We start from the raw sequence: 23,600 nt of genomic DNA on the forward strand, positions 1-23,600 counted from the left end.
TCATCGCATGATCGTCGGACAGTCGGGCAGGACGAGCCGGGCGCTGCGCCCCGTCGAGCGCGCGCGTCTGGCCGACGCCGCCGAGCTCTACTGGGTGCAGGGGAAGAAGGTCGAGGAGGTCGGCGCCGAGCTCGGCGTCTCGCGCTCCACGGTCTCGCGCATGCTGGCCCGGGCCCGCGCGACGGGCGTCATCCAGTTCACCGTGCACCGCGAGGAGGGTCCCACCGACCAGCTGCGTCACGAGCTCGAGCAGCGCTACGGCGTGAGCGCCACCGTCGCCCCCGTCGAGCACTCCGAGACCGCCCGGGAACGGATGCTGGCCGTCGCGGTCCAGACGGCCTCTTGGCTCGACGCCTTCGTCCGACCCGGCGTCATCCTCGCCGTCGCCTGGGGCAGCACGGTCGAGAACATCTCGCTCCAGCTCCGCCCTCACCCCGTCCCCGACATGCAGATCGTCCAGCTGCACGGCTCGGGCAATGTGGCCACGCTCGGCACCAACTACGCCGGGCTCATCCTCGACCGCATCGGCAACGCCTTCGACGCCCAGGTGCACTACTTCCCCGTGCCCGCCTTCTTCGACTCGGCGAGCACGCGCGCCGCGATGTGGCGGGAGAAGTCCATCCAGCAGGTGCTGGCCCTGCGGGCCGGGGCCGACCTGCTGCTCACCAGCGTCGGCACGCCCGACGGCGAGCTGCCCGGGCATCTCTACGACTCCGGCTACCTGACCGCCGCCGACATGGCGCAGATGGAGCGCGAGCACGTCGTGGGCAACCTGGGCGGCATCTTCTTCCGCACCGACTCCAGCACCGACCGCATCGACGTCAACGCGCGCTCGACCGGACTGCCGTTCAACGAGCTGCGCCGCATCCGCCGGCGCCTGCTCGTGGCGGCCGACCCTGCGAAGTCGCCGGCCATCCGCACCGTCCTCGGCGCCGGTCTCATGACCGACGTCGTCGTGGACGCGGCGACGGCGCAGGCCGTCGTCGAGGCCTGAGGGGCCCGACGGCTCAGACGCGGGCCGCGAGGAACTGGAGGACGGACTCGAAGAAGCGGCGCCCGTCGAGCGACGTGCCGATGAGCTCGTCGACGTTGTGCTCGGGGTGGGGCATGAGGCCCACGACGTTGCCGCTCCGGTTCGTCACACCGGCGATGTCGGCCCGCGAGCCGTTCGGGTTGTCGAGATAGCGGAAGACGACCTGCCTGTTGTCCTCGAGGGCCTCGAGGGTGTCGTCGTCGCACATGTAGTTGCCCTCGCCGTTCTTCAGCACGATGCTGATCTCCTCGCCGGGGACGAAGGCGCAGGTCCACGTCGTGTCGTCGGTCTCGACGCGCAGGCGCTGCTCGCGGCAGATGAACCTGCGGCACTCGTTGCGGATCATGGCGCCGGGCAGCAGGTGCGACTCGCACAGCACCTGGAAGCCGTTGCAGATGCCGAGGACCGGCACGCCCCGCCCCGCCGCCGCGATGACCTCGTCCATGACCGGAGCGAAACGGGCGATGGCGCCGCACCGCAGGTAGTCGCCGTAGCTGAAGCCTCCGGGCAGGACGACCGCGTCGACGCCCTGGAGGTCGTCCGAGGCGTGCCAGAGGCCGACCGGTTCGGCGCCGCAGATCCTGATGGCGCGCAGCGCGTCCTGGTCGTCGAGGGTGCCGGGGAAGGTGACGACGCCGATCCGCGCCATGTCAGTCCTCCTCGACGCGGACGGCGAAGGCCTCGATCACGGTGTTGGCCAGGAGCTTCTCAGCGGCCTCGTGGATCTGCGCCAGACGCTCGTCGGTGATGGCCCCGTCGACCTCGATCTCGAAGCGCTTGCCCTGCCGCACCGACAGGCCGTCGAAGCCGAGCCGCGCGAGCGAACCGGTGATGGCCTTGCCCTGGGGATCCAGGATCTCGGGCTTGGGCATGACGTCCACAACAACTCGTGACATGATCAGAACCTTATCGTGCGGGGCCGCTCAGACGGCCAGCCGCTCGCCGGTCAGCCGCTCGTAGGCCTCGAGGTAGCGGGCCCGGGTGGCCTGGACGATCTCGTCGGGCAGCGCAGGCGGCCGGGCGCCGGAGCCGCGGTCCCAGCCGGAGTCGTTGAGCAGCCAGTCGCGCAGGTACTGCTTGTCGAAGCTCACGAGGGAGCCGTCCTCGTCGTAGGCCCCGGCGTCCCAGAAGCGGGACGAGTCGGGCGTGAGCACCTCGTCGGCGAGCACGATCGTGCCGTCCGGGAGCTTGCCGAACTCGAACTTCGTGTCGGCCAGGATGATGCCCCGCTTGCGGGCCACCGGCGCGGCGGCGCGGTAGAGGGACAGCGTGAGGTTGCGGACCCGCTCGCCGTCGTCGGGCACCTCGAGGCGATCGACCATCTCGTCGAAGGTGACGTTCTCGTCGTGCTCGCCGACGGGGGCCTTCATGGCGGGCGTGAAGATCGGCTCGGGCAGCTCCGAGCCGTCGTGCAGGCCCTCGGGCAGCCTCACGCCGCAGACCATGCCGGTGCTCCGGTACTCCTCCCAGCCGGATCCGGTGAGGTGGCCGCGGGCGACGCACTCGACGGGGATCATGTCGAGCTCCTGGACGATGACGGCGCGGCCCTTGACGGCCTCGGGGACGTCGGTACTCGCCACGTGGTTGGCGACGATGCCCGAGAGGCGGTTGAACCACCACAGGGAGAGTCGGGTGAGGATGATCCCCTTGTCGGGGATCGTGGAGTCGAGGACATGGTCGAAGGCCGAGATGTTGTCGGTGGCGACCATGAGGATCCGCCCGGGGCGGTCCGGCAGCGAGTAGAGCTCGCGGACCTTGCCGGCGTGGAGGAGGGGAAGACCGAGATCTGCATACTGGGGGTCAGTCACGCGCCCATCCTATGCCGGAGAGCGCCCCCGGGGACGGCGGTTCACGGGCCGGCGCGATCGCGACGGGGCCATCGACGCCGTGTCGTGATGCGGACGCCGCGGACCGGTCGGCCCCGGGGAGCGAACAGACCGGCCAGAGCGGAGCCGGGCGGGCTCCGGCCGACCGGGAAGAGGGCCCGGCCTGCGGCACGCACGGGCCGGTGCGGTCATCCGCGAGCCGGCTCACGCCCCCGGGCGCCGGGCCCCGCGGAGCAGGGCCGCGGACGCCGCAGGAGCGGCGCCCGTCCCGTCCCAGCGGCCCGCGGGGCCCGGCGCGGTGCAGCGGTCGATGCCCAGCCCGTTGAAGGGGCCGATCGTCTCGAGCAGCTCGACGAGCGCGCCGGCCCCGAGGAGGAAGCGGGCGGCCTCGATCGTGTAGCGCCCGCACAGCCGACGCGGTTCGTGGACGATGCGCCAGGCCCAGCCCAGGCGCATGCGGTGCACCCAGCCGGGGAAGTACTGCTCGGCGTGGTCGAGCTGGTCGAGCCAGCCGCCGGCGGTGACGACCGCCGCGTCGGGCAGCCACTCGTGGATCTGCAGGGCGACCCTCTCCTGGAGTCCGGCCCCCAGTCCGATGACGACCAGGCGCGGCGCGACGTCGACGAGGGCCGACGGATCGGCCAGCAGGGCCTCGAGCCCCCCGTAGCCGTCGAAGACGATCGCGGGGTGCCGGCCGAGGCGCCCCGCCGCGGCGGCCGCGACGCCGGGGGCGGCCCCGATGAGGGCGACCCTGTCGTCCGGGGCGAGGACCTCGTCGAGGACGATCGGCAGCACCAGGTCCGCGGAACTCCGCCCGACCCGGTGGCCGTGGTGGTGCAGCACCATCTGGAGGAGGGTGCCGTCGAAGCCGATGAGCCGCATCCGGGACAGGGCGGGCCAGTCGGCGTGCAGGAGCGACCAGTGGTTGAGCCAGGTGACCACCGCACCGGGGCGCCCGGCCTCGCGCGCGAACCGCTCGAGGAACTCCCGGTCCAGGCCCCCCGGGCACCGATCCGTCATCGCGCTCAGCGCTCCAGGGTCGCCGTCGCGTCGAAGGTGAGCGAGGAGGCCATCCGACTGTTGGAGTGGGTCTCGACGCCGATGCGGTTGACGCCGTCGGTCAGCTGCGAGCGGTCCAGCTCCACGGTGAACATGTTCTCGTCGGCGGACGCGCAGGCGGCGGTGACCTCCTGCGTGGCGCTGTCGGTGAAGCTGATCACGTTGTCGGGCCTGCCATCGTGGTCGACGTCCCGGGACTCCATGCGCAGGCGCCCGACCTCGGTGCCGTTGACGCGGATCACGGCGCCGTCGTCCACGCGGACCCTGAGGGTCAGCCTCGTGGAGTCGGTGAGCGCGCCCAGGTCGACGTCGCGGCTGAAGTACGCGGTCCTCGCCACGCCCTTCTCGAGCGGGGTGTTGATCGTGCTGTTGCGGGAGTCCCAGCCGAACGGGGCCCTGCCGGTCCGCCAGCCGCTCAGATCGGCGTCCTTGCTCCAGCCGTCGTCGGCAGCGGTGGTCTCGTAGCGGTAGGACCACTCGGAGCCCGCCGGGACGATCTCGCCGGTGGCGGTGGTCGCGTCGACCGGGACCAGGGGCATGCCAGTCGCCGGAGCGGCGCCCGGATCCTTCGCGGAGCCGGTGCCGCCGTCGGCGCCACGGGCGTCGGCGGCCTCCCGGTCCCCAGCCCCCTGGTCGTCGGCGGCCCGGTCGTCGCCGGTCCGGTCATCGGCGGCCCGGTCATCGGCGCCGGCGGGATCGGTGGCCTGGTCGGCCTCGTCGGCGTCCTGACCGGCCTGGTCGGAGGCCCCGGCGCGGTCGGCCGCCCCGTCGGCGTCCTGGGCCCGCTCGATGCGGGTGACCCGGGCCTGCATCGTCATGGAGGCGCTGGAGCGGTAGTTCACGTGCTCCTCGACGGCGATGGTGTTCTCGCCAGCGACGAGCGAGTCGGCGGGCACGGTGACGACCGTGCGGTGGGCGCGCGCGTCGGAGGTCCTGGCGATCGCATTGGCGCGGGTGTCGGCGCGCACGGGGCCGGCGTCGATGCGGGTGCGGCTGACCTCGGTGCCGTTGACGTAGACCACCGCACCGTCATCGGCGACGTACGAGACGGACACCCCGGCGAGCGACGTCGTGTCGGGCACGGTGAAGGAACTTCGGAAGTACGTCGTGATCGGTCGACGCGAGGCGGCCCCGGGGGTGATCGTCGTGGTCAGCGCCGAGTCGCCGTAACCGATCGGGGCCGCGCCGGTGCTCCAGGCCGAGTCGTCGTAGTCGGCTGCCGTCCAGTCGTCGGCGGGGACGGTGGCACTGGGCAGGTAGGACCAGGTGCCGGTGTCGTCGAGCAGGACCGGGGTGGCGGGTTCGGCCCCGCCGGAGCCGGAGGCGGTGGCCACGGTCGAGGAGGCGCTGATGTTGCCGTTGTCGTCGACGGTGCGGACGAAGTAGCGCTGGTCGCCGCCGCGCGGAACGGTCAGCGAGGTGGCCGTCGTCGTGGCGATGGTGCGGTCGTCGCGCAGCACCTCGTACTTCGTGGCGCCGGGGACGGCGTCCCAGGCGAGGTTCACGGTGTCGGAGGCGGAGCCGGTGACGCGAAGCCGACCCGGGGCCTCGGTGGGCTCGTCATCGCGGGGGCCGTAGAGGGCGAAGCCGCCGTTCCACTGCCGGCCCGTGAGCGAGGTGTACGAGTTGGTGAAGTCGCCGCCGACCCACAGGGTGCCGCCGTCGGTGACCTTGAGGGCCCAGGCGCCGGTCGCGCGCTTGGAGCTCAGGTTGTAGGGGGTCCAGTTCAGCTGCTTGCCCGTGGCGGAGTCCCAGGCGCCGACCCAGCGGATCGGGTCGGCCTCGGTCCAGTCCTCACCGGGCAGGTTGTCCCAGCTGTAGGCGTCCTGGTAGGCGAAGTCGGAGCAGTGGCAGGACGCGTAGGTGACGCCGCCGTGCGACTCGATGGCCTGGATGTCACCGCCGTTGGCCAGCGTGACCGAGCCGGACTGACGGGTCATCGAGGCGATGTCGTAGCGGAACAGGCTGTGCTCGGAGCCGCCGAAGAAGACGTTCCCTCCGACGGCGTTGACGGACTCCTGGTACATCTTCTTCGGACGGGTGTACTTGTAGTAATCCGTCGTGACCGAGCCGACGAAGGTGAACGAGGTGTCGACCGCGGCGCCCGGGCTCGTGAGGATCGAGGCCGCCCACTTGACGGGGGTGCTCCGCGACTTCGAGAAGAAGCCGCCGGCGAAGTACTTGCCGCTGGACGGATCGACCGCCGAGCCCCAGACGCTGCCGTTGAACTCGGGGTTCCACGAGCGGTCGGGCCGCCCGCTCAGCGAGACGCGGGCGGCGGAGCGCCCGTAGGAGTTCGAGACGCCCTGACCGGACAGATGGGTGAAGGCGCCGCCGAGGTAGATGTTGGCGCCGTCGGTGGCCAGCGTCTTGACGGACAGGACGCCACTCGACAGGCGGTTGACGACCTGGAGGTCCCAGGACTCGTCCACGGCGCCGGTGGTCGGGTTGATGACGACCGTCCCGGAGTGCGCCGAGCCGTTGACAGAGGTGAAGTCGCCTGCGACGAGGAGCTCCCCGTTGGGCAGGGCCAGCAGGTCGTGGATCTGGTTGTTGAAGTCGAAGGAGAGCGCGCTGTTCCACTCGCCCGTGCTCGCGTCGAAGGCGGCGAGCGCCTTCGAGGGATGCACCTGGCCCGACGAGCCCTGCTGGACGCCGGTGAAGTTGCCGCCGACGAACATGGTGCCGCCGACCTGGGCGAAGGCCTGCACCTGGATACTGCCCTCGGCGACCGAGCCGGTGAGATTGCCGCTCACGCCCCAGCTCGTCCGCTGGGCGTACTCGGACGCGGCGTTGTCGGTGCGCGAGGGGATCGCGCTCGTCCCGGTGTCGGGGATGGAGGCGAAGCCGGAGTCGTCGGAGCTGATCCGCGGGCGGACGTACACCTCGGAGAACGGGAAGCGGTTTCCGCCGCTCCTCAGCTGGCGGACGAAAGTGCCGTCACCGGTGCTCGCACGGCTCGAGTAGGCCCAGCCCGTCTCGTAGTTGTTGGCCGAGGTGGAGCGCACGTCGAGCGAGGTGGTGCATCCGCCGAAGCTGTACCACTTGCAGTTCCTGTTCAGCGGCTGGTCCATGGTCTGCTGCGCCCCGGTCCAGGAGTCGTTGCCGAAGCGGTAGTCATAGGTCGTGTAGGTCTTGAACGGCCAGACCCAGCCCTGCGTCTGATGGGGCTTGATGTCGAGGGTCTGCCACTGGGAGCCCTTCGCGTCGGCCGCCCGCACGACGCGGTAGCCGTCGGGCAGGTCCGAGACCGGCTGGTCGTTCAGCAGCCCGTCGACCGTGGCAGCCGGCAGCTGGGCGACGTCGACGTTGCCGCCGGAACGGTCGCGGGTCAGTAGCAGCGACTGGTCGCCCCAGCCCTGGGTGTGGGTCTGCCATCCGTCGCGGCCGCGACCGATCATGACCCAGCCGCCGCCGTCCGTGCTCTGGTCGCAGAAGAACTGGCCGGGGGCGTCCATGGCGGGCGTCTGCAACCAGTAGGTGCCATCAGGGGAATCAGGGTCGTGCTGCTTGATCTCCCAGCAGGAGGCCGCTGCGGTTGCCTCGGTGCGGCCGTCGTGGGCGGTGGACTCGGAGCCCGCAGCGGCAGGCGCGGCACCGCCCTGGTCGGCGGCCGGATCGGCGACCGCAGGAGAGAGGCCGGACACGGCCATGGCGACAATCATGAGCGGCGTGACAAGGGCTGACACGCACATGCGATGGGGGCGCATATCTTCCTCGGGGTGGAGGGCGGCGCAGTGTCGAAACTGCATGACGGCCACCACTATGCCACGTCAGCGCTGCCACGAGAAGCTGTCGGAAGGATTGGACGATGCTGAGGATCGACTGTGAAAGACCCCTACGGGTCACCCTTGTCGTCTCCCGATCTTTGACCCTAGCATTGAACCGAGCCCTGACAAGTGCAGGGGTTCGCGCATGAGGCGGCACATGGCGCCGAGGCAGACTCCGGAGACGAGGATCCCGAGCCCGAGACCGAGGAGGGAGTCCCGTCCGAGGGCGAGGGCAACAAGACCTGACGGGATGCCAGCGCAGGCCCCGACGCCCAGCAGCGGGCGCAGCACGTCGGCGACGACCGGGCGGACGTCGAGGAAGTGGACGACCTGGACCGTGGCCAGCGCGGCGTCGACGACCATGCACACCGCCCAGCTGAGCGCGGCACCGTCGATCCCCATGATCGGGACGAGCACGAGGTTGCCGAGGACGTTCACCACCAGGACGACGGCCTTGTTGAGGGCCGCCCAACCGCTGCGCCCGCTCATGATGAGCAGAGAGTGGATGTTCCCGGCGCAGAAGGTGACCATGGCGCCGCAGCACAGGATGACGAGCACCCACGACCCGGGCTGGAACTCGGGGCCGAGGATGAGCATGAGGCAGGGCGAGAAGATCGCCATGAGCAGGTGGATCGGGGTGGCGAAGAGCACCAGCCAGATCGTCGCCGTGGAGTAGAGGGCGCGCAGCTCCCCGATCCGCTCCATGTGCATGAGTCTGCTGAACTGCGGAGAGACGACGATGCGCAGGGCGGTGTCGACGATGAGACCCGCCTGGATGTAACGACTGGCGCCGCCGTAGACGCCAGCCGCGCCGTTGCCGGCGAGCAGGCCGACGATGAGGACGTCGAGCCAGGTCAGGCCCTGCTCGAGGGCGGCCGAGAGGGTGCGTGGCAGGGCGAATCCCATGATGGCGCGCCGCCGCCCCCGCCCGGGCCAGCGCTGCTGCGGCCCGGTCCGGTCCTCGGCGGGCAGATGGCGGACCAGGAGGAACCAGCTGAGGACCAGGACGACGGCGAACGGCAGCGCCCACGAGAGGGACACGACGGTCAGCGAGCCGCCCATCGCGACCGCCGCGGCGACGAGCACCGGCCGCAGCACCGGCAGGGTGACGTTCTGCACCAGGACGTACTCGCGCATGTTCCCGAGGGCCCGCAGCGCAGCGGCGGCGACGACCGTCAGCGCGCCGACGGGGATGAACCACAGGATCGCACGGATCGCGTCGCGCACCGACGGATCGTCCCCGCCCCAGATGAGGGGCGCGACGAGCTCGAGGACGAGCACGACGACGAGCGAGATGACGACCGTGAGGGTGCCCATGTAGGCGAGGCAGGGGCGGATCTCCTCGGGACGGTCGACGCGCAACCGCGGCATGAGGTAGATCGCAGCCGAGTCGAAGCCCAGCTTGGCCATGGCCATGACGAGGGAGAAGACGCCTGTGGCCTGGGTCACGACGCCCGAGCCGGCCGAACCGAGGAGGCGGGCCAGCAGCACCGAGAGGAGGAAGCCGAGGACGGCGCTGAGTGCCGCCCCGACGAAGCCGACGATCCCGCCGCGGGCCAGCGCGACGCGGCTCTCCCCCTGCCCGCTCACCCGAGCGCCCCGTTCGGGGGTAGCATCACCCTGACCCGCCCGCTACACGTCAGTTGGTGCCCCATGCCCCTCACAACCGTCCGTTCCCGCAGAACGCTGCTCGTCGCGGCGATCGTCGCCGTGGTCCTGCTGCTCGTCGTGGCCGTCGCCGCCATCCGGTCGAGGACCCGGGCGACCGAGGAGGGCACCAGCGGCGCCTCCCCGGGCACCACAGCGAGCTCCTCGCCCGGGGTCTCCGCGTCGGCCTCGCCGTCCGAGAGCGCCTCGAGCGCGCACACCGAGCCGGCTCCGCCCCTGTCGCAGGATGAGGCCGCCGCCACGACCCGCGACGCACTGACCCGCACGGCCGCGGCGCTGTCCGACCCGGGCAACCCGGCGGATCTGTCCGGCGTGCTCACCGACGGCGAGCTCGACTCGTACGAGGCGCAGGCCGACGAGTTCGCGAGCACCGGCGTGCACCAGAACGGCGCCCCGACCATCGAGAACCCCGGCATCGTCGGGGTCTCGGACGATGGCGCGACGGTCTCGGTGCAGGCCTGCGTCGACTCCTCGTCCGTCCATGTGCTCGACGACCAGGGAACCGATCTGCACGCCTCCCAGCCGAAGCGCTCGCTCACCATCTTCATGCTCACGAACTCCAACGGCTCCTGGAAGATCTCCGGAGAGAGCTTCCCCGACGATCCGACGTGCTGACCGGCGGCGAGGGGGCCGACGCACCGCCCCCCTCGCGCCAGCGCACGAGGAGCGCGACGGCAACGAGCGAGACCATCATGCCCGTCGTCATCCCGTAGTAGAACGACTCCACGAGCGTGGCCAGGGCGATCCCGCCGAGAACCGCGCCGACGAGGTCCCGGCAGCGCCACGCGTAGCAGACCGCGGCGGCGAAGGTCCCCATGAACAGCACCGCACCGACGACGCCGTGCGAGAACAGGACCGTCCAGAACTGGCCCTGGGTGCCCAGCGAGGGGAGCCAGGGCGCCGCGGCCGGACGCGGGGCCCCGAAGCCCAACAGCGGCGAACCGCGCAGCTCGCTGAGCGTCTCGACGTAGTTGACGAGTCGGTCCCCCGTCGAGGTGCTCGCCCGGACGCGGCTGAGCAGTGACTGCCCCATCGGCGAGACGAACCAGACCAGCGCGGCGACCACGACGACGCCGGCGCCGGCGAGCACCTGGGGCAGGCGTCCGGAGCGGGTCCTCTGGAGACCCACCCACAGGGCGACGACCCCCAGACCGACGAACATGCCGCGGTTCTGGGTGGCCGCCGCCGGGACGATCGAGACGGCGACGAGGGCCGCCACGGGCCAGCGTCGCGGCGAGCGCTCCCGCCGCAGCAGCGCGGCATGGGCGAGCACGACGGGCAGGATGAGCGAGTAGACGTTGCCCCAGGTGTTCGCGTAGACGAACGGGGCGCTCGGGCGCGGGTCGGTCCTGATCCACGCGTTCTGGTCCCACTGGGTCGTGGAGCGGTGGACGAAGTCGTGGATGAAGCTGTTGGAGGTCAGCGCGCCGGGCAGGACGTGGGACAGCGGCGTGTCGATCTGCAGGTTCGGGGCGAGTATGGCCAGGTAGCCGCCCAGGACGGTCGACAGGAGGAACCAGGTCATCGTCCCCCCGTAGACGCGCAGCGTGAGGGTGCGTCGGGCGTTGTAGGCGTAGCAGGCGAAGACCGTGGCGGCCAGGAGCATGGACAGCCGGTAGAGCGCGCCGATGACGCGCCCCGAGGTGTCGCACTCGACGATCGAGACCGCGGCCCAGACCAGGAAGAAGGCCCAGACCGACCAGCCGCGGGGGAAGTCGAGCCCCCGACGGCGCGCCATGAGGGCGAGCATGACGAGGGCCATGACGGGCCAGATCATGTCGCCGATGCCGAGGACCCACCAGAGGATGTAGCCGGCGAAGGGCAGGACGAACGGCCAGACCGGCAGCGCGGACGCCTCGGGGCGCAGCGTGGCCCGCGCCGGGTCGTCCCCGGTGCGGTGCCAGCGGCCGGCCGCCGGGGCGCTCCGCCAGGCCCCCTCGGCGGATCCGCCGAGGGGGCTCATCGCAGCCCCTTCGCGGCCCTGGCCGCCCTCGCGTAGCACCACGGCCCCTCGAGGAAGCCCCTGATCTCGGACCGCGTGAGGGAGCCCGGGGTGTCGTCGTCCGAGCCGGCGACGCGCTCCGAGCCGGGTCTGAGCCGGGCGGCGACGCCGGGCACGCGCCCGGCCAGGACGAGCAGCGTCGCGGGGCGCTCCAGCACCGACTTGACGATGAGCGCCGACATGCCGGAGCCGTTGCCGCGGATCTGGGCGTCCAGGCCGGCCGCGGTGCGGCGATGGCGGTGGTGCAGCACCGCATCGGGGGTGTGGACGATGACCCGCCCGGTGCGCAGCAGACGCGCGAACATGTCGAGGTCCTCGCCCCCGCGGGTCGGGGTGCCGGCACCGAGCCGGACGTCGAAGTCGCCGGCGTCGGCGAGCGCCTCGGCGCGGTAGGCCATGCTCACACCGGCGCCGACGCGGGCCGTCGTCACCGGGTAGAGGGGGCCGCCCTCGCCGGGCGCGCCGAAGCGGCGCACCGAACGCGGGGCCGGGCCGATCGTCCACACGCGCGGAACGTCGTCCTTGGGGAAGCCGCCGCGGGACTCGAACCAGCGCTGCGCCCGGTAGCGCAGCTCCGCCGGCAGGACCATGCCCGTCGTCGCGCCGATGACGCGGTCGGGGTCGGAGGCGAGGGGGTCGAGCAGGGCGACGAGCCACCCGGGATCGACGAGGGCGTCGTCGTCGGTGAAGGCGATGACGGGGCGCCGCGCCGCCGCCACGCCGGTGTTGCGGGCCCACGACAGGCCCGGGACGGCCTGCTCGACGATGCGCAGGCGCGCGTCCTCGAGACCGGCCAGCGCGGCGCGGGTGCGCCCCGTGGCCGGGGCGTTGTCGACGACGATGAGCTCGAAATCGGGGTGCGTCTGGGCGAGCAGCGCCTCGACGGCGGAGCGCAGCAGCTCGCAGTCGCCCGTCGTGCACAGGACCACGGAGGCGCCGAGCGAGGCGCCGGCGCCCTCGTCCCAGGCGCGCCGGGGAGCGGGCGGCAGCGCCAGAACCCGGGGGGCGGAGGCGGGTTCGGAGTCGGAGTCGACGGTGACGACCCCGGCGGTGCGTCCGCCGTCGCGCACGAGCACGAGGGCGGTGGCCTGCCCGGCCCCGCTGATGGTCCTCACCAGCCCGGTCGTCCGGTCCAGCTGGACGATGCGCGAGCCGGCCCCGTCGATCTCGTCGCGCGGGACGTCGGTGTCAGGCATACCCGCCCCTGGTCGCCTGGGCGAAGTAGAACCCGCCGTCGAGCAGGATCACGCCGACGACGTCGCGTTCGGCGACGTCCAGCTGGTCGAGCAGCTGGTGCAGCTCGGCGAGGGGGTCGCCGACCGCGGCGCCGATGAGGATGCGGCCGCCGGAGCCGAGGCGCTCGATGACCTCGGCGAGGGGCATGCGCCGATCGACGAGGACGGGGGCCGCGGCGCCCTGGACGCCGCGGGCCCGGCCGATGGCCTCGGCGAAGGCGAGCGCCCGGGCGTCGGCGCCGTCGGCGAGGACGATGAGCTCGTACTCCTTGCCGACGGCCAGGGCGGACACCTGGGCCGGAGCGTCCCAGCGCGCCACCGGGGCGACATCCTGGTCGGCGCTCCACACGGGCAGGCCGGTGAGGTCGGAGAGCTGGAGGGCAGAGAGCACCCGCCGCTCCCGGCGCTCGCGGACGAGGCCGATGGCCAGGCCGAGGACGACGCCGACGGCCAGCCCGGCCGCCAGGACCTTCTTCCGGGGCGGCGTCGTGTCGTCGGGCGAGTCCGCGGCACCGGTGAGCACCCGCGCCGCCGTGGTGTGGTAGGCGGCCAGCTGGTCCTGCTGCTTGGCGAGCTCGGTCAGCTCGGTCTGGATCGCCTCGGCGCGGGCCTGGCCGCCGGAACCGAGCCCGGCCGCCTCGGCGTTGAGGGCGTTGATCCGGTCGGTGATGGCGGCGGACAACTCGTCGGCGCGCTGCTCGATGAGGCCGGTGCGCTGGTGGATGTAGGCGGCGGTGATCGCATCGGTCACCGCGACCGCCTTCTCGCGGGTGCTCCCCGACCAGGAGATCGACACGATGGTGCCGTTCGTGTCGCCCTCGACCGTGAGGGCGCCCTTGAGGTCGTCGAGCGTGAGGTCGGTGCCGGGCATCGAGTCGAGCGCCTGCTGGAGGGTGACCGCTGACTTGGCGATGGCCTTCTCGGTCACCATGTCGGTGCTCGACAGCGAGGTGCGGGCGGCCGGCTCGAGGGTCGAGGACGGGGTGGTGATCGTCACCGTCGCGGTCGCGGTGTGCGAGCCCGGCAGGACGATGAGATACAGCACGGCGAGCAGGCCGCCGAGGACGATGCCGGCGACGACGGATTTCCAGCGGCGCGCCAGCTCGTGCCCCAGGATCTGGGGGCCGCCGGTGGGCGGCGGTGTGAGGATGCTCATGCGGTCTCTCCTTCGGAGGTACTGCTCGAAAAGACTCTACTGGGCGCGCAGCCAGGACCGGCGCGCCGCGAGACGTCTCGTGAGGACGGCGGCCCGGCGGGGGCCGAGGGCGGCGATGGCCGGCTCGACGGCAGCCGCGAAGCGGGCGAACCCGGCCTCGCGCTCGGCCGGGGGGAGGACGGCCATCGAGACGATCCGCTGGAGCCGGACGCCGGTGAGGCGCTCGGACAGCTCGGCGAAGGCGTCCTGCTGCCGCTCGTCGGTCCAGGAGGCGCTCCGCCAGCGGGCGGAGGCGGTGGTCTGCGCGGGGTGGACGCGGTAGACGAGGCCCCAGCGGCCGAGCCTGCGGATGCGGGCTCCGGCGCTGGCCGAGCGCAGCCACAGATCATAGTCCTCGGCGGGGACGTCGCGGTAACCGCCGACCCGCTCGAGCAGTCGGCGGGAGGCGACCATCGTGGGATGGCAGACCGGGTTGGTGAGGAGCAGGTGGAGGGCGAACTCGTCGGGCCCGATCGGGTAGGGCGCGCGCGGGACGACCCGGCGGAGGCCTCCGCCGGCCGATTCGCGGAGCTCGACCTGCTGGAGGAAGACCATGTCGTCGCCGTCGTCGAGGCGGGCCAGCGCGGCGCCGAAGCGGCCCGGCAGCGAGATGTCGTCGGCGTCCATGCGCCCGACGAGTTCGGAGTCGGTGGTCTCGAGCAGCTGGGTGAGGACGCGCGTGATGCCGCCCGGGCCCGGGGCGGCATCGACGAGTCGCAACCTGCGGTCGACGACGCCCCGCCGGGCGGCGCCGGCCAGGACCCGCTCGGCGGTGCGATCGGTGGAGCCGTCATCGGCGACGACCAGCTCGGCGTCGGGGGGCAGGGCGGCCAGCGTCGAGCGCACCGCCCGGGTGACGGTGCGCTCGGCGTTGTGCGCCGGCAGGAGGACGGACAGTCGCGGCACGTCAGCCCTCCCGGGCGGCTGCGTCGAGGGCGCGCAGATCGCGGTAGCGGCGCGTGAGGGAGAGCATCGAGTGGGCCAGGGCGATGACGGCGAGCAGCGTGTAGATCACGCGGAAGGGGGCGCCCAGACCGTACAGGAGGAACGACCAGCACAGCGCGCCGGGGTCGGTCGGCAGCAGGACGATGGAGCGCAGGGTGCCGCCGCGGGTCTGCTTGCGTCCGGCGGCCCGTACGAACTGCTCGGCGAGGATCTGGGAGAGGAACTGGCCGGAGGTGACCCACGCGTGGACGACGGCCACGAGCGCGAACCAGGGACGTCCGGAGTGCAGGACCGTGGTGACGGCCAGCGACAGGTGGATCGCCGGGGAGCGGAAGGCATCGGCGACGTGGTCGATCCACTCGCCCGTCCTGCTGGCGGCGTGCGTGACGCGCGAGACCTGGCCGTCGGCCGAGTCGAACAGATAGCCCAGGGCGAGCAGGACGGCGACGGGCAGTCCGACCCAAGCGGCCGGGCGGCAGACGAGGAGGACGACCATGCCGAGCGCCGACAGGAGGAACGACAGGGCGCTCACGGCGTTCGGCGTGAGCCCGGAGGCCGCGGCGAGGGCCGCCACGAGGCGGGCTCCGCGGCGGTTGACCCAGCGCGTGTAGGCGGGGACGCCGTCGCCCGGCTTCTGGGCCGCGTCGAGCTCGGCGCGGTAACGGCGGACGCGCCCGCCCCAGCCGGCGCGGGCGGCCACGGGCCCGGCGGCGCTCACCTGGCCCCCGCCTCGTGCGCGACCGCTCCGCGCTCGGCGTCCGCCGTCCCGTCGACGTCCTCGTCCGCGAAGTCCTCGGGGGCGATGAAGCGGCGCAGTTTCGTGCTGGAGGTGCTGGGCGTGTAGGGCAGGTAGAACACGGTGGCGCCGACCTCGGCCATCTCGGACTCGAGCTGGTCGCCCTTGGGGGTCCCCTTCCAGTCGTCCCCCTTGAACAGGACGTCGAACGGCTGGAGGCGCCAGGCCAGGCGCTTGTCCTGGTCGAGGTCGACCACGACGGCGTCGACGAAGCGCAGCGAGGCCACGAGCTCGCAGCGCTCGCGCAGCGGGATGACGGGCATGCGTCCCTTCATGCGGTAGAGGGACTCGTCGGCCGCCACGCCCACGACGAGGCGGTCGCAGTGCTTGCGTGCGGCGCGCAGCACGTTGAGGTGCCCGATGTGGAACATGTCGAAGCCGCCGGGCACGTATCCGGTGATGCGATCATTCTTCTCATGAGGGGTGTGCACGCACCCATTCTGCCAGGTATCAATTACCTCATTGACAGTCCTCCCACAGACAATTCCCAGAATTGTCGTGATCAGCGCGAACACCGGCATTCTTCCCCGGATGGCCGACTCTCGGGCGCGGCGCCGGCGGCGCGGAGGGCCCGTCGACGCCCACCCGACCGGAGCCCCGCCGGGGCGACGGCTCCCGCCCGGGTCGAGGGCGGCTCCGGGCCGGGGACCGGCCGTCCGCCCGCGGGTCCCGGCTCGCCTCGAAGGTGCGTTTGAACGGGGTCATTGGACCGGCCGTCCGCCCGCGGGTCCCGGAGTCGGCTGCCGCAGCGGGTTCGACCGGCCCCGGCGCCGGATGCCCGTCCCGCACGGGAGCAGACCCGACCGGACCCGGGACGCGCATCACCATCGCCCGCACGTCCGTCCCGCACGGGGGGCGGGCCCTGCCGATAGGCTGGCCGCGGAGGTCGCATCGTGGACACACCGGCACTCATCGTGCTCATCACCGGCGTCGCAGCCGTCCTCGCGGCGAGCATCGTGGTCGCCCGCGCCCGCCGGCTCCGCGCGGACGATCGGCGCGCCCCGGCGCCCCGCCCCGGTCTCATCGAGGACGACCCCGTCACCGCCGCCCCGAGGGGCCTGACGCCCGGCATGGTCGACGCGCTGCTCAACGGGGAGACGACCAGCAGGGACGTCCTCATCACGCTCATCGACCTCGCCCAGCGCGGCTTCCTGGGCATCACCGCGCTCGCCCGCCCCGACCGGCCCGCGCACGACTGGGTGCTCACCCGCACGGCCAGGCCCGCCGGGGGCGAGGGCCTGCACGGCTTCGAGCACTTCCTGCTCGACCAGCTCTTCGTCGGGCCGGACGAGCCGATCACGCTCTCGAGCGTCGTCACCTCGACGGAACGGGCGCTGCCGCGCGCGAGGCGGCAGCTGCACGACGACGCGATGGACCGCGGCTGGTTCCAGCACGGTTCGACGCGCACCGACCGCTGGGGCCGGGCGGGCGGCGTCGTCATCGTCGTCGGTCTCGTGCTGGCGGTGCTCGGCGTCATCCGGGTCATGGCCACGAGCCACTGGAGCGTCGTGGTCGGCCCGGTCCTCATCGCCGTCGCCGGTCTCGAGCTCGCCTCCCTGGGCCGCCTCCTGGGCAGGCGCACGGATGAGGGCGCGAGCACCCGCGACGAGCTGCTCGCCTACCGGCGGCACCTCGACTCGATGGGGCCCGAGCGCGTCCTCGTCGAGGACGCCCCGGCGGTCCTGCGCGACTCGCTCGGCTATGCGCTCGCCTTCGGCGGCGCCGAGAGGCTGGGGCGGGTCATCGAGCAGGTCGTCGACCGCGCCGAGCGCTGGGGCCGGGCGGTCGACCTGGACCTCGGCTGGTTCCGCACCCCGGGCGGGGAGCGCCCCGTGAGCGCCTTCGTCGTGGCGGTCACCGGCTTCGTCGACGCCGGGGCGCGTCTGGCGGACGAGGGCGACGGGGAGTTCTGAGGCGGCCCGGCCTCACCGCGCCCGGAGGGGCCCGAGACTGCGCAGCAGGTGCGGCATCGTCGTCGAGGGGCAGGGGCCCCGGGCGTTCGTACCGGGAACCGAGGTGCCGCGCAGAGTGCACCGGGTCTCCGCCTCCACCGCCCGGTCGAAGGGGAAGTCACCGGGCAGGTCCTTCGCGCTCCTGCCGCTCAGCCCGGTCAGGCGCTCGTAGTGCCGCTGCGCGTCCTTCTGGTCCCGATAGTTCTGCACCTGCTCGTAGTGGGCATTGAGCCAGACCTCGAAGCAGGGCACGGAGACCACCCCGACGACTCTGCTCCCGGAATCCTTCGACACCTTCCCACACCGGGCGAGGAAGTCCCGACGGTCGGCCCCGTCGTGGTCGACGACGATCCAGGTCTCGTCGTAGGCGCGGAGATCGGTCTCGCCCCGGACGAGGTTGCGCAGGATCGTCTCGGGTTCCTTGCCCTCCTGGCAGATGACCATGATGCTGAGGTTCGCATCGCGTGGAACCCTTCCCTTGAGCTTCCCAAGATAAGTCTTCTCGGTCCTGCCCCCATTGGTCACCAGCAGGACGGTCCGCCGCTCGGGGCGGGGACGGGACGAACGACGGATGCGCCTGCCCATCGGGTCACTCCGCCCCGTCCGGGTCGGACACGATGCCGAGCAGACCCGAGAGGTCCACCCTGGGAAGCGCGCCGAAGCGGCCCGTCAGATAACGCTTCTGCTCGTTGTCGCCCCGGCGGGTGGCGTACGCCGAGAGCGGGACGAGCTCGCTGGCGCCGGCGTCGTCCTTCTCGCAGAACCAGACCTCGTCGCGGCCGAGGAGGCGGCTCGGCGCATTGCCGAGCAGGGCCGTGTCATGGCTGCTGAACAGGAGCTGGGCGCCGCGCGGGTTGACGTCCCGGTCCTTGAACATCGTGACGAGTGCCGAGCTGAGCGCGGGGTGAAGACTCGCGTCGAGCTCGTCGACGACGAGCAGACCGCCCCTGCGCAGGACGTCGACGGCCGGTGCCGCAGCGGCGAGCCACGCGACGGTGCCGTCGCTCTGCGAGCCGAGGGGGAGCTCGAAGGACTCCCCCGCCGGACCGGAGTGCGTGAAGACGAGGGACCGCGCCACCGGGGCGATCGCGTCCGCTGGGATCTCGGCGGGATCGTCCCCGGAGCCCGCGGCGAGGACGGCCCGCATTCTCTCCAGGATCTTCTGCGGGACCTGCTTCTCCTCGACCCGCACCGACGCGACCCCGAGGTCGGCGACGTGGGCCAGGACGTCGACGATGCCGTTCCAGCGTTGCGGGTCCTCGATCATGCGGGACATGAGCCACTGGAGGCGCACCTGCTGGTCGTCGTCGCTGCGGCCCACGACGCTTGTCGAGGCGCCTGTGCGCAGGCCACGCGCGATCGGCTGCAGGGCGTCGTGCCGGTACCGGGCGGCGACCGCGAGCAGGAGGTCGCCGGGGGTCACCAGCCTGCGGACCTCGGCGGTGGGGCCCTTGAGCGAGGAGCCCGCACGCACCACGATCGGGGCCTCGGGGCCGGTTTGCTCGCGGACGAAGAGCCTGCGCCGGGTTCCCCCTGGGATAGGAGTGGAGGGACTCCCTGCGGATGCCCCAGGCCATCGCCTCGAGCTCGTAGTGGTAGCGCACCTCGTCGACGGTGAAGTCGACGTCGTAGGCCGTGGGGGTCTGCGCCGCGGCCGCCGCGGCGTACGGCCAGTAGAGGCGCGTGCCCGGCTCGGCGATGGCCCGGCCGAGCAGGCCCACGGCCGAGAGGATGGTCGACTTGCCGGAGGCGTTCGGACCGAAGACCGCGGCGACCCGGCTCGTGACGTCGCTCCAGGTACGGCCCGCTCCCGGGGTCTGCGTCCTCAGCGACGGGCTGACGAAGGAGAGACCGGCCTCGGTGGCGAAGCACTGGTGGTTGGAGACGGTGAAGTCGAGCAACATGCTGACAGACCAGCGCGAGAAGTGAATCCAAAGCCCTTTTTGGGAAAAATTTTTCATATGAGTTCGGAAAACAGCCTCGCGGCACCGCTCATGCGGCGCCATGGGGATGGGTGGATCCGGCGGCGCGCACGCGGGGTTGCGGATCGACGGCCGCGCCCCCGCCCGAACCTCATCCGGTCGGCGGGCGCGGCAGAACGCCGGGGCGCGCCCTCGCACCGCCCCGCCGGGCCCTCGCCGACGCCGGGCCTACAGCAGCGCGCCGGGCCGGTAGGCGGCCGCGTCCGGGTCGGCGGCCACGATCGGCTCGATGCGGGCGACGAGCCGCCCGACCTGGTGGCGGGCCGCCCCGGTCAGCTCCAGCGGGGCGCTCACCAGCTCGGCGAGCTCGTCGCGGCTCAGCCGGAGGCGGCCGTCGGCGGCCAGCCGGTCGAAGAGCGGGTTCCCCCGGGCGCCGGTCTCGCGCAGCTCGAGGGCGACCGCCACGGCGTTCTCCTTGATGGCCTCGTGGGCGTCCTCGCGCCCGACGCCCCTGCGGACGGCCGCCATGAGGATCTTCGTCGTGGTGAGGAAGGGCAGGTAGCGGTCGAGCTCGGCGGCGATCATGGCGGGGAAGGCGCCGAAGTCGGCGAGCACGGTGAGGAAGGTCTCGAAGAGGCCGTCGAGCGCGTAGAAGGAGTCGGGCAGGGCGACGCGGCGCACCACCGAGCAGGAGACGTCGCCCTCGTTCCACTGGTCGCCGGCCAGCTCGCCGATCATCGAGGCGTAGCCGCGGAGGACGACCGCCAGACCGTTGACGCGCTCGCAGCTGCGGGTGTTCATCTTGTGGGGCATGGCCGAGGAGCCGACCTGGCCGGGCCTGAAGCCCTCGGTGACGAGCTCGTTGCCGGCCATGAGGCGGATCGAGGTGGCCAGGTTCGAGGGGGCCGCCGCGGTCTGCGCCAGGGCGGTGAGCGCGTCGAGGTCGAGGCTGCGCGGGTAGACCTGACCGGTGCTCGTGAGCACGTGGTGGAAGCCCAGGCCGGCGGCGATGCGCCGCTCGAGCTCGCCGAGCCGTTCGAGATCGCCGCCGAGCAGGTCGAGCATGTCCTGGGCGGTGCCCATCGGGCCCTTGATGCCGCGGGCCGGGTAGCGGTCGATGAGGTCGTCGAGACGGGCGTGGGCGATGAGCAGCTCGTCGGCGCAGGTGGCGAAGCGCTTGCCGAGGGTGGTGACCTGGGCGGCCACGTTGTGGCTGCGCCCGGCGATCGGCTGGTCGGTGTAGCGGGCGGCGAGCTCGGCGAGACGGGCCAGGGCCGTCACGACGCGCGAGCGGATGAGCCGCAGGCCGTGCAGCACCTGCATCTGCTCGATGTTCTCGGTGAGGTCGCGGCTCGTCATGCCCTTGTGGATGTGCTCGTGGCCGGCCAGCGCGTTGAACTCCTCGATGCGGGCCTTCACGTCGTGGCGGGTGACGCGCTCGCGGGCGGCGATCGAGTCGAGGTCGACCCGGTCGGTCACCGTGCGGTAGTCGGCGATGACGGCGTCGGGGTCGTCGCCGCCGAAGTCGACGCCGAGATCGCGCTGGGCCTCCAGCACGGCGATCCACAGCCGGCGCTCGGAGACGATCTTGTGCTCGGGCGACCAGATGCGGCGCATCGCGTCGGAGGCGTAGCGGGTGGCCAGCACGTCGGGGACGGTCATGTTCCCTCCTTCTCAGCCCAGTCGGGCGGCGATGGCGTCGAGTCGGGCCTGCGAGGCGATGTCGGAGCGGGCGAAGCCGTCCGTGAAGTCGATCCGCGCGATGTGGGCGTACGCCCGCTCGCGGGCGTCGGCGATGTCGGCGCCGGTGGCGACGACCACGAGGACGCGCCCGCCGGCCGAGACGAGGCGGCCGCGATCGTCCAGCGCTGTGCCGGCGTGGATGACGTGGACGCCGTCCGGGGCGGGGGGCAGCCCGATGACGCAGCCCTTGACCGGGGAGCCCGGATAGCCCCTCGCCGCCAGGACGACGCCGACGCAGGCCTCGTCCGAGACCTCGGGGGCGCCCCGGTCGGCGAGCGCGCCGGTGGCGGCCGCGTGGAGCAGGGCGCCCAGGCCGGTGCGCAGACGCGGCAGGATCGCCTCGGTCTCGGGGTCGCCGAAGCGGGCGTTGAACTCGACGACCCGCGGGCCGGCCTCCGTGAGGGCGAGGCCGACGTAGAGCAGGCCGGCGAAGGGCGTCCCGAGGGTGCGCATCCGGGCCAGGGTGGGTTCGACGACCTCGGCCATGACCTGCTCGACGGTGCCGGCGGGCAGCCAGGGCAGCGGCGTGTACGAGCCCATCCCGCCCGTGTTGGGCCCCTCGTCGCCGTCGCCGACGCGCTTGAAGTCCTGGGCCGGCGGGAGCGGGACGGCGGTGGTCCCGTCGGTGATGACGAACAGGCTGGCCTCGGGGCCGTCGAGGTACTCCTCGATGACGACCCGCCCGCACTCGGCCGCATGGTCGAGGGCGGTCCGGCGGTCGTCCGTCACGACGACCCCCTTGCCGGCGGCCAGACCGTCGGCCTTGACCACGTAGGGGGCTCCGAACTCGTCGAGCGCGGCGGCGGCCTGGGCCGGCGCCGTCGCGACGCGGGAGCGGGCGGTCGGCACCCCGGCGTCGGCCATGACCCGCTTGGCGAAGGCCTTCGAGCCCTCGAGACGGGCGGCGGCCGCGCTCGGGCCGAAGCAGGCGATGCCGCGCCCGCGCACGGCGTCCGCGACACCGGCGACGAGCGGGGCCTCGGGGCCGATGACGACGAGGTCGACGCCCAGCTCGGCGGCCAGGGCCGCGACGGCCGTCCCGTCGAGGATGTCGACCCGGTGGTTCGTCGCGAAGGAGGCGGTGCCGGGATTGCCGGGGGCCACGTGGACGGCGGCGACCGCCGGATCCTGGTCGATGGCCAGGGCCAGGGCGTGCTCGCGGCCGCCGGAGCCCACGACGAGGACGGTGATGGGATCGGATCCAGAGCTCACGGCGGCAGTCTACCGGCGGGCCAGCCCGTGGTCGCGCGCTCGTCCGGCGGCGCGACGGCCCGGTCGTCCTCGTGGGGCCTCGCGGGGACGGGCCCCTCAGCCGATCACGCGGCGCGGCGCGCGCCAGAGCCACGGCAGCCAGCGCCGGGTCGCCCACCACAGGGCGATCGAGCCGGCCAGCGCCACGAGCGTCCCCGCGACGAGATGAACGGCGACGGATCCGATGCCGAGGCGCACGAGCACGATGCGGGTGGCGGCCAGGGCGAGGGTGTGGGCCAGGAAGATGACCATGGACCGGCGCCCCAGGTAGCCGACGAGACGGGAGACCGGGCGCACCCGGTCGAGCAGGATCGACAGGGCTCCGACGGCGACGACGCCGGCCCAGGCGCAGACGAGGCCCTCGCCGATGCTGACCGGGGTGCGTCCGAACTGGGTGGTCGTCGGGGCGGCGGGCCGGCCGAGGGCGACGAGGAGCCCGTAGCAGAGGGCCGACACGACGAGGACGGCGGCGACGCCGCCGGTGCCCAGACGCGCGCGGGCCCGCGCGTAACCGGCAAGGGTCACGGTGGCGGCGGCGAAGAAGAAGACGCTCAGGCCGAGCCCCTGGAGGAAGATGCACGGCCCGAACAGGCCCCAGCAGCCGATGCTGAGCGCCGCCGCGCCGAGCAGCGAGCAGAGCCCGCGCAGCCGGGAGCGCCAGGGCTGGGCCGCCGTGACGAGCACCGTCATGACCATGATCCACGGCAGGAACCACATCTGGTTGGCCGGCCGCCACAGCGCGAAGACCGAGCCGAGGGTGCGCTCGCTGTTGACCGAGCCGGCCAGGGCGTACTGCATGAGGCCCTGGACGACGCTCCAGAGGACGTAGACCCAGGCGAAGTCGCCGAGACGGGCGCGCAGATAGCGCACCGGCCCGCGCCTGGCGAGCGCCGCCTCGACCATGAGGCCGGCGGCGGCGGCGAACAGGGCGACGTGCACCATGTAGACCGCGCGATCGGCGGCGAGGTAGGCCGACGACCCCCCGTCGACGAGGCCGGCGCTGCGGACCCCGCGAAGCACGTGCCCGAAGGCGATGCCCGTGATGGCCAGCCCGCGGGCGACGTCGACCGATCCGTCGCGCCGGTTCGCGGGCAGTGGGGGTGTGCTCACGGGGCGTGAGGCTAGCACGGGGCGGCCCCCGACGGATCGCGCGGACCGCGGAGGATGGACGCCGGAGGAGCGGGCGCGGGCCGGTCCGGCGGG

General features: G+C 72.7%; 19 protein-coding genes and 2 pseudogenes. 4 read left to right on the forward strand and 17 right to left on the reverse strand.

Annotated features, from left to right (window positions below; genetic code table 11):
- Window positions 1-7: 7 nt before the first annotated feature.
- Complete coding sequence (locus K336_RS0103075; RefSeq protein ID WP_028706262.1) at window positions 8-994, forward strand: sugar-binding transcriptional regulator; 987 nt, start codon at window positions 8-10, stop codon at window positions 992-994.
- Window positions 995-1,007: 13 nt separating this feature from the next.
- On the opposite strand, the gene purQ is transcribed toward K336_RS0103075, so the two are convergent.
- From purQ to K336_RS0103105, 5 genes and pseudogenes are all read right to left on the reverse strand, one after another.
- Window positions 1,008-1,682, reverse strand: coding sequence for a phosphoribosylformylglycinamidine synthase subunit PurQ (gene purQ, locus K336_RS0103080; RefSeq protein ID WP_028706263.1), 675 nt, complete (start codon window positions 1,680-1,682; stop codon window positions 1,008-1,010).
- A 1-nt stretch (window position 1,683) separates the two neighbouring features.
- Window positions 1,684-2,841: pseudogene (locus tag K336_RS0103090) on the reverse strand (phosphoribosylaminoimidazolesuccinocarboxamide synthase).
- A 222-nt stretch (window positions 2,842-3,063) separates the two neighbouring features.
- Entirely contained in the window at window positions 3,064-3,879 is an 816-nt protein-coding gene (locus tag K336_RS13990; protein ID WP_051245355.1) for a WecB/TagA/CpsF family glycosyltransferase, read from the reverse strand.
- Between the two features lie 5 nt (window positions 3,880-3,884).
- Window positions 3,885-7,607, reverse strand: coding sequence for a fibrinogen-like YCDxxxxGGGW domain-containing protein (locus tag K336_RS0103100; protein WP_196807731.1), 3,723 nt, complete (start codon window positions 7,605-7,607; stop codon window positions 3,885-3,887).
- Between the two features lie 156 nt (window positions 7,608-7,763).
- Window positions 7,764-9,278 (reverse strand): oligosaccharide flippase family protein, encoded by a 1,515-nt coding sequence (locus tag K336_RS0103105; protein WP_028706266.1) that lies wholly within the window; start codon window positions 9,276-9,278, stop codon window positions 7,764-7,766.
- A 63-nt stretch (window positions 9,279-9,341) separates the two neighbouring features.
- Between K336_RS0103105 and K336_RS16765 the strand changes: the two genes are divergently transcribed.
- Window positions 9,342-9,971 (forward strand): hypothetical protein, encoded by a 630-nt coding sequence (locus tag K336_RS16765; protein ID WP_051245357.1) that lies wholly within the window; start codon window positions 9,342-9,344, stop codon window positions 9,969-9,971.
- On the opposite strand, the gene K336_RS14000 is transcribed toward K336_RS16765, so the two are convergent.
- From K336_RS14000 to K336_RS14015, 6 genes are read right to left on the reverse strand one after another with little or no spacing between them, the layout of a single operon-like run.
- Window positions 9,907-11,319: an O-antigen ligase family protein gene (locus tag K336_RS14000; RefSeq protein WP_155944970.1), complete on the reverse strand. Its 1,413-nt coding sequence runs from the start codon at window positions 11,317-11,319 to the stop codon at window positions 9,907-9,909. The two genes, K336_RS16765 and K336_RS14000, sit on opposite strands and share 65 nt — an antisense overlap.
- Complete coding sequence (locus K336_RS14005; protein WP_021796798.1) at window positions 11,316-12,554, reverse strand: glycosyltransferase family 2 protein; 1,239 nt, start codon at window positions 12,552-12,554, stop codon at window positions 11,316-11,318. The genes K336_RS14000 and K336_RS14005 overlap by 4 nt, the downstream gene beginning before the upstream one ends.
- Complete coding sequence (locus tag K336_RS14010; RefSeq protein ID WP_051245358.1) at window positions 12,547-13,749, reverse strand: GumC domain-containing protein; 1,203 nt, start codon at window positions 13,747-13,749, stop codon at window positions 12,547-12,549. Before K336_RS14010 ends, K336_RS14005 begins: the two co-directional genes overlap by 8 nt.
- A gap of 36 nt (window positions 13,750-13,785) precedes the next feature.
- On the reverse strand, window positions 13,786-14,694 hold the full coding sequence (locus K336_RS0103130; RefSeq protein WP_028706267.1) for a glycosyltransferase family 2 protein: 909 nt from the start codon (window positions 14,692-14,694) through the stop codon (window positions 13,786-13,788).
- 1 nt (window position 14,695) lies between these two features.
- Complete coding sequence (locus tag K336_RS0103135; RefSeq protein ID WP_211223429.1) at window positions 14,696-15,451, reverse strand: CDP-alcohol phosphatidyltransferase family protein; 756 nt, start codon at window positions 15,449-15,451, stop codon at window positions 14,696-14,698.
- On the reverse strand, window positions 15,448-15,960 hold the full coding sequence (locus tag K336_RS14015; protein ID WP_226906018.1) for an adenylyltransferase/cytidyltransferase family protein: 513 nt from the start codon (window positions 15,958-15,960) through the stop codon (window positions 15,448-15,450). The genes K336_RS0103135 and K336_RS14015 overlap by 4 nt, the downstream gene beginning before the upstream one ends.
- A gap of 462 nt (window positions 15,961-16,422) precedes the next feature.
- On the opposite strand from K336_RS14015, the gene K336_RS0103145 reads away from it, so the two are divergent.
- On the forward strand, window positions 16,423-17,442 hold the full coding sequence (locus K336_RS0103145) for a DUF2207 family protein (protein WP_028706269.1): 1,020 nt from the start codon (window positions 16,423-16,425) through the stop codon (window positions 17,440-17,442).
- Between the two features lie 12 nt (window positions 17,443-17,454).
- Here the strand turns inward: K336_RS0103145 and K336_RS0103150 are convergent, their stop codons facing one another.
- The 3 genes and pseudogenes from K336_RS0103150 to K336_RS20065 all read right to left on the reverse strand — a co-directional run.
- Window positions 17,455-18,066, reverse strand: a complete 612-nt coding sequence (locus K336_RS0103150; protein ID WP_211223430.1) for an RloB family protein — start codon at window positions 18,064-18,066, stop codon at window positions 17,455-17,457.
- A 4-nt stretch (window positions 18,067-18,070) separates the two neighbouring features.
- Window positions 18,071-18,958, reverse strand: a complete 888-nt coding sequence (locus tag K336_RS14020) for an AAA family ATPase (protein WP_211223431.1) — start codon at window positions 18,956-18,958, stop codon at window positions 18,071-18,073.
- 31 nt (window positions 18,959-18,989) lie between these two features.
- Window positions 18,990-19,202: pseudogene (locus K336_RS20065) on the reverse strand (hypothetical protein); the annotation flags it as partial.
- A 19-nt stretch (window positions 19,203-19,221) separates the two neighbouring features.
- On the opposite strand from K336_RS20065, the gene K336_RS19635 reads away from it, so the two are divergent.
- Entirely contained in the window at window positions 19,222-19,410 is a 189-nt protein-coding gene (locus tag K336_RS19635) for a hypothetical protein (RefSeq protein WP_233418709.1), read from the forward strand.
- Between the two features lie 221 nt (window positions 19,411-19,631).
- On the opposite strand, the gene purB is transcribed toward K336_RS19635, so the two are convergent.
- The 3 genes from purB to K336_RS0103170 all read right to left on the reverse strand — a co-directional run bounded on the left by purB (window position 19,632) and on the right by K336_RS0103170 (window position 23,507).
- Window positions 19,632-21,065: an adenylosuccinate lyase gene (gene purB / locus K336_RS0103160; RefSeq protein WP_028706271.1), complete on the reverse strand. Its 1,434-nt coding sequence runs from the start codon at window positions 21,063-21,065 to the stop codon at window positions 19,632-19,634.
- A gap of 12 nt (window positions 21,066-21,077) precedes the next feature.
- The gene (purD, locus tag K336_RS0103165) at window positions 21,078-22,337 is read right to left on the reverse strand and encodes a phosphoribosylamine--glycine ligase (protein WP_028706272.1); all 1,260 of its coding nucleotides are present in this window, start codon (window positions 22,335-22,337) and stop codon (window positions 21,078-21,080) included.
- Window positions 22,338-22,454: 117 nt separating this feature from the next.
- Window positions 22,455-23,507 (reverse strand): acyltransferase family protein, encoded by a 1,053-nt coding sequence (locus K336_RS0103170; protein WP_028706273.1) that lies wholly within the window; start codon window positions 23,505-23,507, stop codon window positions 22,455-22,457.
- Window positions 23,508-23,600: the final 93 nt, after the last annotated feature.

It is taken from the genome of Propionibacterium acidifaciens DSM 21887, assembly GCF_000426605.1.
Taxonomy (GTDB): domain Bacteria; phylum Actinomycetota; class Actinomycetes; order Propionibacteriales; family Propionibacteriaceae; genus Propionibacterium; species Propionibacterium acidifaciens.